Origin of the sequence: Streptomyces sp. NPDC020845 (assembly GCF_044334165.1) — a bacterium.
Classification (GTDB): domain Bacteria; phylum Actinomycetota; class Actinomycetes; order Streptomycetales; family Streptomycetaceae; genus Streptomyces.
Genome location: NZ_JBIRSJ010000001.1, coordinates 978030 through 990529, shown reverse-complemented (window position 1 = coordinate 990529; position 12500 = coordinate 978030). Strand labels below are relative to the sequence as shown.

General features: G+C 70.5%; 12 protein-coding genes and 1 pseudogene. 7 read left to right on the top strand and 6 right to left on the bottom strand.

The window, feature by feature from the left end; genetic code table 11:
• Positions 1-8: 8 nt before the first annotated feature.
• Positions 9-776: an enoyl-CoA hydratase-related protein gene (locus ACH4U7_RS03495; protein WP_398526342.1), complete on the top strand. Its 768-nt coding sequence runs from the start codon at positions 9-11 to the stop codon at positions 774-776.
• Between the two features lie 72 nt (positions 777-848).
• Positions 849-1664 (top strand): alpha/beta fold hydrolase, encoded by an 816-nt coding sequence (locus ACH4U7_RS03490; protein ID WP_398526341.1) that lies wholly within the window; start codon positions 849-851, stop codon positions 1662-1664.
• Between the two features lie 33 nt (positions 1665-1697).
• Here ACH4U7_RS03490 and ACH4U7_RS03485 read toward each other — a convergent pair whose 3' ends face one another.
• Both ACH4U7_RS03485 and ACH4U7_RS03480 read right to left on the bottom strand, forming a co-directional pair.
• Entirely contained in the window at positions 1698-2705 is a 1008-nt protein-coding gene (locus ACH4U7_RS03485) for an aldo/keto reductase (protein ID WP_398526340.1), read from the bottom strand.
• Positions 2706-2766: 61 nt separating this feature from the next.
• Entirely contained in the window at positions 2767-3216 is a 450-nt protein-coding gene (locus tag ACH4U7_RS03480) for a LamG domain-containing protein (protein ID WP_398526456.1), read from the bottom strand.
• Between ACH4U7_RS03480 and ACH4U7_RS03475 the strand changes: the two genes are divergently transcribed.
• Entirely contained in the window at positions 3134-3427 is a 294-nt protein-coding gene (locus tag ACH4U7_RS03475; RefSeq protein ID WP_398526339.1) for a hypothetical protein, read from the top strand. The genes ACH4U7_RS03480 and ACH4U7_RS03475 overlap by 83 nt on opposite strands.
• Positions 3428-3441: 14 nt before the next feature.
• Here ACH4U7_RS03475 and ACH4U7_RS03470 read toward each other — a convergent pair.
• From ACH4U7_RS03470 to ACH4U7_RS03455, 4 genes and pseudogenes are all read right to left on the bottom strand, one after another.
• Positions 3442-3798: pseudogene (locus tag ACH4U7_RS03470) on the bottom strand (beta-L-arabinofuranosidase domain-containing protein); the annotation flags it as partial.
• A 15-nt stretch (positions 3799-3813) separates the two neighbouring features.
• The gene (locus ACH4U7_RS03465; protein WP_398526338.1) at positions 3814-4053 is read right to left on the bottom strand and encodes a hypothetical protein; all 240 of its coding nucleotides are present in this window, start codon (positions 4051-4053) and stop codon (positions 3814-3816) included.
• Between the two features lie 116 nt (positions 4054-4169).
• Complete coding sequence (locus tag ACH4U7_RS03460) at positions 4170-5618, bottom strand: RICIN domain-containing protein (RefSeq protein ID WP_398526337.1); 1449 nt, start codon at positions 5616-5618, stop codon at positions 4170-4172.
• A complete protein-coding gene (locus ACH4U7_RS03455) occupies positions 5618-7522 on the bottom strand; it encodes a family 43 glycosylhydrolase (protein WP_398526336.1) in 1905 nt (634 codons plus the stop codon). Before ACH4U7_RS03455 ends, ACH4U7_RS03460 begins: the two co-directional genes overlap by 1 nt.
• 221 nt (positions 7523-7743) lie before the next feature.
• Here ACH4U7_RS03455 and ACH4U7_RS03450 point away from each other — a divergent pair, with 221 nt between their 5' ends.
• The 4 genes from ACH4U7_RS03450 (at position 7744) to ACH4U7_RS03435 (ending at position 12479) form a co-directional block, all read left to right on the top strand.
• Positions 7744-9741, top strand: coding sequence for a glycoside hydrolase family 127 protein (locus tag ACH4U7_RS03450; RefSeq protein WP_398526335.1), 1998 nt, complete (start codon positions 7744-7746; stop codon positions 9739-9741).
• 129 nt (positions 9742-9870) lie between these two features.
• Positions 9871-10125, top strand: a complete 255-nt coding sequence (locus tag ACH4U7_RS03445) for a hypothetical protein (protein WP_398526334.1) — start codon at positions 9871-9873, stop codon at positions 10123-10125.
• 255 nt (positions 10126-10380) lie between these two features.
• Positions 10381-11205 carry a hypothetical protein gene (locus ACH4U7_RS03440; protein ID WP_398526333.1) on the top strand — a complete coding sequence of 275 codons (825 nt, stop codon included), beginning with the start codon at positions 10381-10383 and terminating at the stop codon, positions 11203-11205.
• A 230-nt stretch (positions 11206-11435) separates the two neighbouring features.
• Entirely contained in the window at positions 11436-12479 is a 1044-nt protein-coding gene (locus ACH4U7_RS03435; protein ID WP_089506065.1) for a LacI family DNA-binding transcriptional regulator, read from the top strand.
• Positions 12480-12500: the final 21 nt, after the last annotated feature.

Genomic DNA, 12500 nt, shown 5'->3' with positions numbered 1-12500 from the left:
GAGACATCATGGACGTCATCAAGATCGAACAACATGGGCGTGTGGTCACCGCGCGGCTGCACCGCCCCACCGTGCTCAACGCGCTGAACAGCGAGGTGATGACCGAGCTGGTCGCGGCCCTGTCACCGCTGGACCTCGACCCGGACGTCGGCTGCTTCGTGATCACCGGGTCCGAGCGGGCCTTCGCCGCGGGCGCCGACATCAAGGAGATGGCGGCCAAGTCCTTCGCCGAGATGTCCGAGGAGGATTTCTTCGCGGGCTGGGAGGGGTTCGCCGCGCTGCGCACCCCGAAGATCGCCGCCGTCCGCGGCTATGCGCTCGGTGGCGGCTGCGAACTGGCCATGATGTGCGATCTGATCCTCGCGGGCGAGTCCGCGGTGTTCGGCCAGCCGGAGATCAGGCTGGGCGTGATCCCGGGCATCGGCGGCACCCAGCGGCTCACCGGTCTTGTGGGCAAGGCCAAGGCGATGGATCTGATCCTCACCGGCCGGACGATGGACGCCGAGGAGGCCGAGCGCTGCGGTCTGGTCTCCCGCGTCGTGCCGGACGACCAGCTCATGGCGGAGGCGGCGGAAGTGGCCGCCGCCATCGCGTCGTACGGCAGGACCGCGGTCAGGGCCGCCCGGGAGGCGGTGGAGCGGGCCCTGGAGGTGGGGTTGCGCGAGGGGCTGCTGTTCGAACGGCGGACCTTCCATGCCCTGTTCGCCACCGAGGACCAGTCCGAGGGCATGCGGGCGTTCCTCGACAAGCGTGCCCCGCGTTTCACCGGCCACTGAGCCGGCGGGCGCGGGGGAAAGCGCTTTCTGGCAGGATCTGCCCCAGCCGTCCGCCACCGGAAGGAAACCAGCATGACCACACGCCCGTCCGCCGTGCCGCTCCGCTGCGACCAGGGCGGTACGGGCGCTCCCCCGCTGCTGCTGGTGCACGGCTGGGGCGGCGACGCCGGGGAGTGGGCACCGCACCTGGCCGCGTGGTCGCGCCGGCACCGGGTGCTCGCCCCGGACCTGCGCGGCCACGGCCGCTCCCCCGCGCCCGCCGACGGGGACTACGGGCCGCGTGACTTCGCCACCGACCTCGCGGCCCTGCTGCACCGCCTGGACACCGGTCCCGTCGTCGCCGTCGGCCACTCGATGGGCGGGCAGGCCGTCACCGCGCTGGCCGTCGAGCACCCCGCCCTCGTACGGGCCGTGGTGGTACTGGACCCGGCGTACGGCGCCGACGAGGCGGAGCTGGCCCGGCTGCCCGCCGAGCAGGAGGCGCTGCGGGCCGAGGGAGCCGGGTGGGCCGTGCGGTTCGTCCGCGGGGCCTTCGGACCGCACACCCCGCCCGCGGTGCGGGCGCGCCATGAGCGGCTGATGGCGGCGATGGACCCGGAAGTGCTCGCCCGGTGCCGCGACGGAATGTATCTGGCGCCGGACGCCTTCGGCGCACGGGCGGCGGCGCGGGCGTATCTGGCGCGCCGCCGCTGCCCGGTGCTGGGCGTGTACTCGAACGAGGCGCCGGCCGACTGGGAGCGCGCCTCGCTCACCCACCCGTACTCCCGCGTCGAGGCGTGGCCGGGGTGCGGCCACTATCTGCACGAGGACCGGCGGGAGGGGTTGGTCGAGCTGGTCGAGGAGTGGACCGCCGGGCTCGGCGAGCCCGGGGCCACCACCTCTCTGTGACAGTCGGTCGGCCAAAAACGCCGACCGGGGCGGTCAGGGGATCTCGACGCCGTTCTCGGCCGAGAGCCGGTCGATCTCGGCCAGTTCGGCGTCGGTGAAGGCGGGCGAGTCGAGCACCGCCACATTTTGCTCCAGCTGGGCGACGCTGCTCGCGCCGATCAGCACGGACACCACGCGCGGGTCGCGCAACACCCAGGCCAGGGCCATCTGGGCAAGCGTCTGGCCACGGCCCTCGGCGAGCTTGTTGAGGGCGTGCAGCAGGGAGATCCGCTGCTCGGTGAGTACATCGCGCTTGAGGAAGTGTCCGAGCGCCATGCGGGAGTCGGCGGGCACCCCCCTGAGGTAGCGGTCGGTGAGCTGTCCCTGGGCGAGCGGCGAGAAGGCGATGACACCGACGCCCGCCTGCGCGGATGCCTCCAGCACCCCGCCCTCCACCCCGCGCTGCAGGATGGAGTACGGGTGCTGGTTGATCAGGTACGGGGTGCGCAGTTCCTTGAGGATGGCGGCGGCCCGCTCGATGGCCTCGGGCGGGTAGTTGGACAGGCCCGCGTAGAGCGCCTTGCCCTGTCGCACCGCGGTGTCCAGCGCGCCCATGGTCTCTTCGAGTGGCGTGTCCGGGTCGAAGCGGTGGGAGTAGAAGACATCGACGTAGTCCAGGCCCATCCGGGTCAGGGACTGGTCGAGGCTGGCGAGGAGGTACTTGCGCGAGCCGAATTCGCCGTACGGGCCCGGCCACATCAGATATCCGGCCTTGCTCGCGATGAACAGCTCGTCGCGGTAGGGGCGGAAGTCCTGGGCGAAGATCGTGCCGAAGTTGGACTCGGCGCTGCCGGGCGGCGGACCGTAGTTGTTGGCCAGGTCGATATGGGTGACCCCGAGGTCGAAGGCGCGGCGCAGCACGTCGCGCTGGGTCTCGATCGGGTGGGTGTCGCCGAAGTTGTGCCACAGGCCCAGGGAGACCTTCGGCAACAGCACGCCACTGCGACCACAGCGCTGGTAGTGCATGGAGCCGTAGCGGCCCTCGGCGGCGAGATAGACCATGTGCGTCGTCCTCGTTCCCGTGTGGTTCTCGTATCTGCTTCGACCTCGGTGTCAATCGTGGTCATTGTGCCAGGGTCGTGACCTCCGCCGCGGTCAGCGTCCTGCCGTAGACGCGGAAGTCGTCGAGCGCGCCCTTGAGGTACGGGTCGGGGTACTGGGGCTTGCCGAGGTGCGCGGCGCGCAGATGGTTGCCGAAGTGGCGCGGCTCCACGGTGACCTGTGCGTTGCGGCCGACCTCGCGCCCGTTCACATACAGCACGGCGGTGCCCGACCCGTAGGCCACCGCGACATGGGTCCACTGGCCGGTCGGCAGCGGATCCGCCTCGATGCGCTGTTCGGCGTCGCCTCCGCCCGCGGTGATGGCGAAGCGCAGCTTGCCGGAGTCGGCGCGCGGGGTGAGGAACATGTCGGCGGTCACGCCGGTCCCGATGTCGAAGATCCGGGACCACTCCACGGCCTGGCCGTCCAGCCGGACCCAGGCCGCCACGCTGTACGCGGTGGCCCCGGTCAGGAGGTCGTCGGCGAGGGCGACGTATCCGTCGGTGCCGTTCAGCGCGACCGCGCCGCCCGTTCTGCCGGTGGTCCAGGAGGCGCCGCCGGTGAGCGTGGCGGTCTTGCCGTTGCCGGTGGCGTCGGCGGCGCTGGTCCCGCCGGTTTCGTCGAACCGGTGCCAGGCGGCGAAGGCGGGCGGCGGGGTGGGCGGCTCGCCGGTCAGCCAGTAGACGTTGTAGTTCTGGTGGTGGACGCGGCGATGGGGAGCAGGGTGGCGGTCTCGCCACCCGCGGTCGCGGTGAACTCCGGACCCGGACTCCAGCCGGTCGAAGAAATTCTCCGGGAAGGCCGAGAGATAGCCCTGTTGGTAGCCCGCCGACGGGGACTTCGCCTGACAGGCGGCGAGCGCGGAGACCAGCTTGCGGCCCTTGTCCAGCAGCGCGGTGTCGCCGGTGTTGGCGTAGCTGAGGGCCAGCCCGGACAGCAGATGGCCGGTGCTGTGGCCGCGTAACTCGGTGGCCGGGCTCTCCCAGCCGCCGCACGGCTGGGCGCCGCTCGCCAGGCCGACGTTGAGCCGGAAGGTGCGGAGCAGCCGGTCGATGTCGACGTACCGCAGCTAGGCGGTGTTACGGGACTGGTTGTCCTTGAAGGCGCTCGGCAGCAGGGTGGCCGCGCCGAGCGGGAACGGCCGGACGCCGGTGAGCGCCCGTGCCCGGCCGCGGGGTGCGGCCGGGCCGGTGGAAGTGGCAGGGGCGGCGGCCATGGCCGTGCCTCCGGCCGCGGCCGTGAGCGCGACGGCCGCGGCACCGGAGGCCGTGGTGGCGAGGAAGTGCCGTCTGTCGACTGGTTCGTTCATGTTCTCCCCTCACAGAGGTTCGAAATTACGAACAACGTCCGACATGCTGTACATGGCGACGGTACCGACACTTCCACGGAAGTCAACAGCCCCAGCAGTAACAGGTGTGGGGCCGGTCAGCCGCGCCGCCACTGCTGGTTGGCGCCACCCGTACAGGTCCACTGCACGATCGCGGCCTTGTCCGCGGTGGACTCGTCCGCCACATCCAGACACTTGCCGCTGCTCCGGGAGGTCAGCCGCACATATCCGTCGCCGGTGTCCGTGGCCTGCCACTGCTGGTTCGCCCCCGCGCCGCAGGCCGACTGGACGACCTTCGCGCCGTCGTCGGCGGAGCCGCCGCTGACGGTCAGACACTGGGAGCTGTGCCGGGCGACCAGCTGGACGTAGCCGCCGCCGGCGTCCTTGGACCAGAACAGCTGGTTGCCGCCGCCGTTGCAGGTGTACTGCACGGCCGCGATGCCATCGGTCTGCGAGGCCGAGGTGATGTCGGCACACTTACCGCTGTGCCGGGCCACCAGCGTGCGGTACGGCCCGCCGGAGCCGGTCACCGTGCCCGCCTCGGTGTCGATGGCCAGCTGCGGAAACCAGTCCATCGTCATCGTGCGCGAGGTCGGGAAGGACAGCGGCAGCCACACATAGCGGGAGTCGTTGACCTTGCCGCCGAAGGAGTTGCCCCAGCGGTCGCCCAGATACAGATAGGACGTCGCGCCATCGCCCTGCACCGGCAGCACATACGCGGTCTGGGAGCCGTACGCGGTCGCGTCGCCGATATTCGCCATCTCGGTCCACGGCCCGGCCAGGTCGGTCGCGGTGGCGTACTTCTGCTGGTTGGGGTTCCAGCCGGTGGCGCCGGAGGTCAGCATGAAGTAGACGTTGCCGCGCTTGAAGAGGGCGGGCGCCTCGCGGTGGCCGCCGGGCCAGGGGTTGGCCACCAGGCTCGCCACACCTGTGTAGTCGTCGGTCAGCCGGTAGATCTGCAGGTCATAGTTCTCCCTGGCCGCCGAGACCATATAGCCGGTGCCGTCGTTGTCCTGGAACAGCGTGATGTCCCGCGACATGTGCTGGCCCAGCGGCCGGAAGCTGCCCCGCCAGGTGTAGTCGCCGTCGACGGTCGGGGAGGTGGCGACCGCGGCGCGCGCCTCGCTGTAGTCGGTGCCGTTCTCCTTGTGCATCCACATCACGAACTGCTTGGTCCGCTGGTTGTAGAGGACCTTGGGCCGCTCGATATTGGCCTTCGCCAGCTCGGGGTCCGTCGCCTGGGTCAGCACGTGTCTGCGGAACTCCCAGCTCTTGAGGTCCTTCGAGCGGTAGGCGGACACATAGCGGAAGGTGTTGTCCGCGTTGCGGTTCTCGCCGAACCAGTAGTAGTACGCGCCGACCTTGATGACTCCCCCGCCGTGGGCGTGCACCGGATCGCCCGAGGTGGAGGCGTACTGTGTCCCGTTGAGGACGGTCACGGGGGCGGCCTGCGCGCCGGACGCGCACAGCAGCGGGGCCAGCAGGGCCGCGCACACAGCGACCACGAGCGTCCAGAGGCGGGGGCGCCTCGTCTTCGGGGCGGGCATCACACACTCTCCTTCAGGACGGTGAAGTGGCGCGCGAATCCGGAGAGGCCGGGCAGCTCCCTGATCGGGGTCCAGGTCCGGAATCCGTCGAGGCTGTCGCTGTAGTAGTACTTGTGGTCCGCGTAGCCGTCGAAGTAGATGCGCCAGGCGCCACTGTCCAGATGGACCAGCGCGGGTCCCTCGCGCCAGCTGCCCCAGCCCGCCCAGTCGCCGGTGCCGCGGAAGGTGTACGGCCCGCCGAGACTGGTGGCCGTCGCGTACTCGATGTACTTCGTCGTCTCCTGCTTGGTGAAGGCGTGGTACTGACCGGCGTAGCGGACGACGAAGGTGTCGATGTAGTTGGCGCTGTCCAGGCCGGTGATCGGCTTCGGGGTGGTCCACGAGGACAGCGCGGCGTCGGTGGCGGTGAGCAGATGCGGCCGGAAGGTCTGGCCGGAGGTGGACGTGGTGTCCAGCGAGACGATGACGTTGACGCTGCCGTTGGTGTCCACGAAGAACTCGGGCGCCCAGGTGCGCTCCAGACCGGCCACCGGGAGGGTGTGGTCGCGTACGAAGGTCCAGTTCACCCGGTCTCGGCTGCGCGCGAAGCCGATGGTGCTCCCGGTCCAGTTGGTGGTGTAGACGATGTAGTAGTAGCCGTCGGTGTGCTTGATGACGCTGGGGTCGCGGATCAGCTGAGCCGGGGGCGTGTACGCCGGGCCCTTGAGCAGCGTGTAGGCCAGCGCGTCCGGTGAGTCGTAGACGTACATGTTGGACTCGCTGCTGTTGGTGAACGCGGTCATGGTGTACCGCGACGTCGCCTTCGCCTCGCGTACGGGCGCGTCGGCCACCGGGATGCCGAAGTCCGGGGTGCCGTCGGCCTTCCAGCGCAGGGTCTGGACGCGGGTGTGGCGGTTGGGGTCGTGCAGCGGATCGCCGGTGATGTCCTTGTACTGGCGCGCATGGTAGACGAGGACATCGGTGCGGCCGTCCTCGGCGACGGTGAAGGAGTTGTGCCCCGGACCGTACTGCTTGGTGGTGTCATTGCTGGTGAAGACCGGCGTCGGGCTCTTGGCCCAGGACGCGGGGTCCAGCAGGTCGCTGCTCGCGGAGGCGGTCAGCAGCCCCATGCAGTAGTTGCTGTCGGTGGCGCTGGCGGAGTACGTCAGGAAGACCTTGTTGTTCCGCTGGAGGACCGAGGGTCCCTCGTTGACCTTGTAGCCGCGGGTCTCCCAGTCGTACGTCGGGCGTGAGATCTCCACCTGTGGGCCGGTGACGGTCCATGGGTTGGCCATCCGGGCGAGGTAGATGCTGGAGTTGTTGCCGACGGCCGGATTGGACTGGGCCCAGACGAGATAACGGGTGCCCCGGTGGACGAAGGTGGAGGCGTCGAGGGAGAAGGAGTCCAGTGGGGTGGTGATCCTGCCCTTCTCGGTCCAGGTCCCGGTGAACGGGTTGGCGCTCGCGTTCTCCAGCACCCACATCCGGATCTTCCAGACGTCGTTGGCCGGTGCCGCGGCGAAGTAGACGTACCACTTGCCGTCGATGAAGTGGATCTCGGGCGCCCAGATGTGGGCGCCCATGTCGCCGCTGGTGTGCTTCTTCCAGATCACCGACTCGGCGGCGGTGGACAGGCCCTGCAGGGTTCTGGAGCGGCGCAGGATGATGCGGTCGTACTCGGGTGCGGTGGCGGTGAAGTAGTAGTAGCCGTCGGTGTGTTTGACGATATGCGGATCGGCTCGCTGCAGGACCAGCGGATTGCGGTACGGCTCGGCCTTGGCCCCGGCCGGCGCGGCTTTGGCCCTGGCCGGCGCGGCGGGCGGGCCCGCGGCGTGGGCCAGGCCGGGCGCGCCCACGACGGCGCCCGCTGCGAGGGCGCCCTTGAGGACCAGCCGGCGGCCGGGTTGTTGTTCACTGCGGCTCATGTCTGTCTCCTGATGACGGACCACGGTGATCGATTTTGTTCGGAGATTAAGGCTTCTGATGACTTCTGACAGTCCCTGAGGAAGGTGCGAAACTTTCGAAAACGCCGCGGAGCCCCGGCCGTTCATCTCGAGACGGAAGCCTTGTCGCGGAGCACAGGCTTACCTAAGCTCGCCGCGACAACCGGTTTCCATGTCTGTGACCAGGAAGAAGTGGTAGGCAGATGACCGCAGGACCGATCCGACTCTCCATGGGTGCGCACACCGCACTGCGCCCGGCCACCACAGCCCGTATCACCGGCGGCTTCTGGGCCGCCAGGCGCCGTACCAACGCCGAGGTGAGCATCGCGCAGGGGCCGCACCGGCTCGAGGAGGCGGGCAACTTGGACAATCTGCGGGCGGCCGCCGGGGCGAAGACGCCGGGGTTCAGCGGCGACTTCCAGTTCCAGGACTCGGATGTGCACAAGTGGCTGGAGGCCGCGTCCTGGCAGCTGGCCGAAGGAGCTGAGGTGCCGGCTGGGGGTACGGGGGCAGCCGGGGCCGACGGGGAACTGGCCCGGCATGTCGGCCGGTTGACCGAGCTGGTGGCGGCCGCACAGGACACCGACGGCTACCTCCAGACGTACTACCAGGTCAGGCCCGGCGCCCAGCGGTGGACCGAGCTGCACTGGGGTCATGAGCTCTACTGCGCGGGCCATCTCATCCAGGCCGCGATCGCCCACCACCGGGCCACCGGAGGCGATGAACTCCTCGGCGTGGCGGTGCGGTTCGCCGACCACATCGACGCCACCTTCGGCCCCGGCAAGCCGGTGGACGCCGTATGCGGACACCCGGAGATCGAGACGGCGCTGGTCGAGCTGTACCGGGAGACGGGCGAGCGGCGCTATCTCGACCTGGCCGGCTACTTCGTGGACCGGCGCGGAGCGGGCACCCTCGGCGACGGCGCCGTGGACCGGGAGGCCGACCGCCGCCCCGGCGCACCCTATTGGCAGGACCACGCCCCGGTGCGGGACGCGGCCGGGGTCACCGGGCACGCCGTACGCCAGCTGTATCTGCTCGCCGGGGCCGCCGACCTGGCGGCCGAGACCGGCGACCCCGGGCTGCGGGAGGCGCTGGTGCGGCTGTGGGAGGACATGGCCGCCACCAAGACCTATCTGACCGGTGGCGTCGGCTCCCGGCACGACCTGGAGGCGTTCGGCGACGCATACGAACTGCCGCCGGACCGGGCGTACGCCGAGACGTGCGCGGCCATCGCCTCGATCCAGTTCGGCTGGCGCATGGCGCTGCTGACGGGCGAGGCCCGCTACAGCGACCTGATCGAACGGACCTTGTACAACGGCTTCCTGTCGGGTGTCTCGCTGGACGGGAACCGCTGGCTGTACGTCAACCCGCTCCAGGTCCGCGAGGACTACGCCGGCCCGCACGGCGACCAGGGGGCGCGCCGCACGGAGTGGTTCCGCTGCGCCTGCTGCCCGCCGAACGTGATGCGGCTGCTGGCGTCGCTGCCGCACTACGTGGCCAGCGGCGACGCGGACGGCCTGCAGCTGCACCAGTACGCGTCGGGGTCGTACGCGGCGGGCGGCGGGGCGGTGCGGGTGGGCACCGGCTACCCCTGGGAGGGCCGGATCGCCGTCGTCGTGGACGAGGTCCCCGGCGATGGGGACTGGACCCTCTCGCTGCGCATCCCGCACTGGGCGGACGAGTACGGGGCGACGGTCAACGGCGAGGCCGTGGCCGGGCGGGCCGAGGGCGGCTGGCTGCGGCTGCGGCGCCGCTGGCGGCCGGGCGAGACGGTGGTGCTCGACCTGCCACTGCGCCCCCGGCTCACCCGGCCCGACCCCCGGGTGGACGCGGTGCGCGGCTGCGTCGCGATCGAGCGCGGTCCGCTGGTGTACTGCCTGGAGACGCAGGACCAGCCGGCCGATCTCAGGCTCGACCGCGTCCGGCTCGACCCCGGGGCGGCGCCGCACACCACACACCGGCCGGAACTGCTCGGCGGGGTCACCGCGATCACGGCCGGGGCGCTGCGCCCCCAGGTCCGGCCCGAGGGCTGGTGGCCGTACGCCGATGCCGACGGCGGCGCACCCGGAACCCCCGGAGCACCCGGCGCGCTCGGAGCACCGCATGCCCTCGCCGCCGAGCCGGTCCGGGTGACGGCGATCCCGTACTACGCGTGGGCGAACCGGGAGGCGGGGGCGATGCGGGTGTGGATTCCGGTGTAAGCGCTTGCGCGATCCTCCCGCGCGACATGCCTGCGCACCTTGCTGCGGAACTCGCCGGACAGTCCGGACGTTGGGCGCTTGAGGAACACGGTCTTGTGCCCAAGGGCACCGGCGGACGGGAGGTGTCCCTTGAGCACCGGCTCCACGGACCGGGGAGCGGACCCCGACGAGCCCAGCGCGCCCGGCAAGTCCGGCGACTGGGACGACGTGGTCCTGGACCAGGACTTCATACGCGGCGCGGAGGTGTCCGAGCCCACCGCGCGCACCCGGATGCTGACCGCGCGCTGGCGGCGGGGCGCGCCCGAGCCACAGCCGTGGCGCGCGGATGAGCCCCCGGCGGGCTGGTTCTGGAGCAAGCGCCGCAGGCGGCGACGGCGGCGTTAGGGCCGCGTCAGGGCCCAGGGCCGGGGCCGCTCCGCACGACGGCGGCGGAGGCGGGGGCGGTCGCGATCGCGGCGTCTTCCGGCAGGCGACGGCGGCGTTTCCCAGTGGGCAACGGCGGCAACGTTTCGGTGAGCGGCGGCGACCAACCGTCGCGGGCGGCCACGCACCCGTACCGCCCCTCCACGGGGGCGTGCCGTCCGCTTCCACTTCCCGACCCGGAAGCGAGCCGCCATGCCACTGTCAAGAAGACTCCGAATGCTCCTGGTCGCCGTGGCGGCCGGGGCGCTTTCCGTCATCGGCTTCTCCGCACCCGCGGGGGCCGCCACCTCGGCGCCCGCCGACACCTGGAATCCGCCGAGCAACCTCGTCCGGCCGCTGGACGAGGTCTGGAAGCACGTCGAGTCCACCTACCCGGACCTGTACGGCTTCAAGAACTACGGCTGGGACCAGGTGATGGCCAACAAGGGCAGCCTCAACTACTGCGTGCGCTGGGAATCCGACCAGCCCGTCAGCGCCGCGCTGCGCGACCAGATCCACACCGCCCTCAAGCGGCAGTCCAAGAAGTGGATCGACTCCGTCGCGGGCTTCGACGGCTTCCCGTACAACGACGTCCCGGTCAAGATCGTCGGCTGGGCCGTCAAGAACCGCTCGACCCTCCAGTGGACCGACAACTCGGTGGACATCTACACCGGGCTGGAGAGCGAAGGCGCGCCGCAGTGCTCCCCCGACTGCGGTCGCTTCTTCCACCAGGACGGCAACTACTCCAAGTGTCCCGGCGGCGCGGCGCGCCACTACGACCAGTCGCTCTGGCTCACCAAGGGCTTCGGCGGCGGCGCGGGCGGCGACTGGGGCCAGCGCATCGGCAGTGAGTACATGGTCGGCGCGGTGAACCAGGACAACATCCATATCCTGCTGCACGAGATCGGCCACACCTACGGTCTGGACGACTTCTACGACTGGACCCCGACCGGTGTCGGCGGCTTCCTGATGCAGGCGGGAACGGCGGATCACATCACCGAGTTCGACAAGTGGATGTACCGCGACTTCTGGCGCCACCTCAAGAGCCGCTACGGCTTGTAGACACCCGCACCGCGGCCCCGTACGCCCCCCAGCGTACGGGGCCTGTCTTAAGGTTTTCGAAAGTTTCGGTCCGATATCAACCAGTTGCCGCATCCTCAATTCTGAGGGGTTCCCCGCCGACTTGGGGCCCCTTAATGTAGGAACCGGTTGCTATCCGGTCAACGCTTCGAGCGGGCGAGTTCCCGTATTCGAAATTTTCGCCAACCGGCGGGTACGGAAGGGGATTCTCGATGGCGCGATCCTCGGGGTCGACGGGGCCTACCCTGGCGGTCATCGCCCGTGAGGCGGGGGTGTCGGTGCCCACCGCCTCGAAGGTGGTCAACGGCCGGGAGGATGTCGCCCCGGACACCCGGCGCCGGGTCACCGAGGTGCTGGACCGCCTGGGGTATGTGCGCCGGCCCCGCTTCGAGGCGTCCAAGCCGCCGGCTCTGATCGACCTGGTGGTTCACTCGCTGGACACCGCGTGGTCGGGCGCGGTGCTGCACGGTGTGGAGCAGGCCGCACACGACGCGGGGCTTGACGTGGTGGTCTCGGCCGGGCTCACCCGCACCCGCGGCGGCCGCCCCGAGCGCGGCTGGCTGGACAAGCTCTGCGCCCGCGGCAGTTCCGGGGTGCTGTTCAACCTCGCCGAGCTGACGCCCACCCAGTACGCCTGGCTGGACGAGCACCGCATCCCGTTTGTGATGATCGACCCGGTGCTGGAACCGCCGCCCGGTGTGCCGTCCGTCGGCGCCGCCAACTGGCAGGGCGGGGTGAGCGCGGCGGAGCACCTGATCGGCCTCGGGCACCGGCGGATCGCGGTGATCGGCGGCTATCGGCGCAAGCAGTGCAGCAGCGCCCGGGTCGCCGGGTACCGCTCGGCAATGGCGGCGGCCGGGCTGCGCGTCCCGCCGGACTATGTGCGGTACGGCAACTTCGATGAAACCGTTTCCTATCAGCGGATGTGTGAGCTCCTGGAACTGCCCGAGCCGCCCACCGCCGTCTTCACCTGCTCCGACCAGATGGCGCTGGGCGTGTATCAGGCACTGGCGGAGCGGGGGCTGCGGGTCCCGGACGACTTCAGCGTGGTGGGCTTCGACGACCTCCCACAGGCCCGCTGGGTCACGCCCGCGCTCACCACGGTCCGTCAGCCGCTGTCCGAGATGGCGGCGACGGCGCTGCGCAGTCTGCTGCGGCTGATGTCGGGCGAGGTGCCCGAGGGCACTCGGACGGAGCTGTCCACCCGGCTCGTGCTCCGCTCCAGCACCGCTCCCCCGCCCGGCCCTCTCTCGTGACCGAGAACTCGAACACTGATC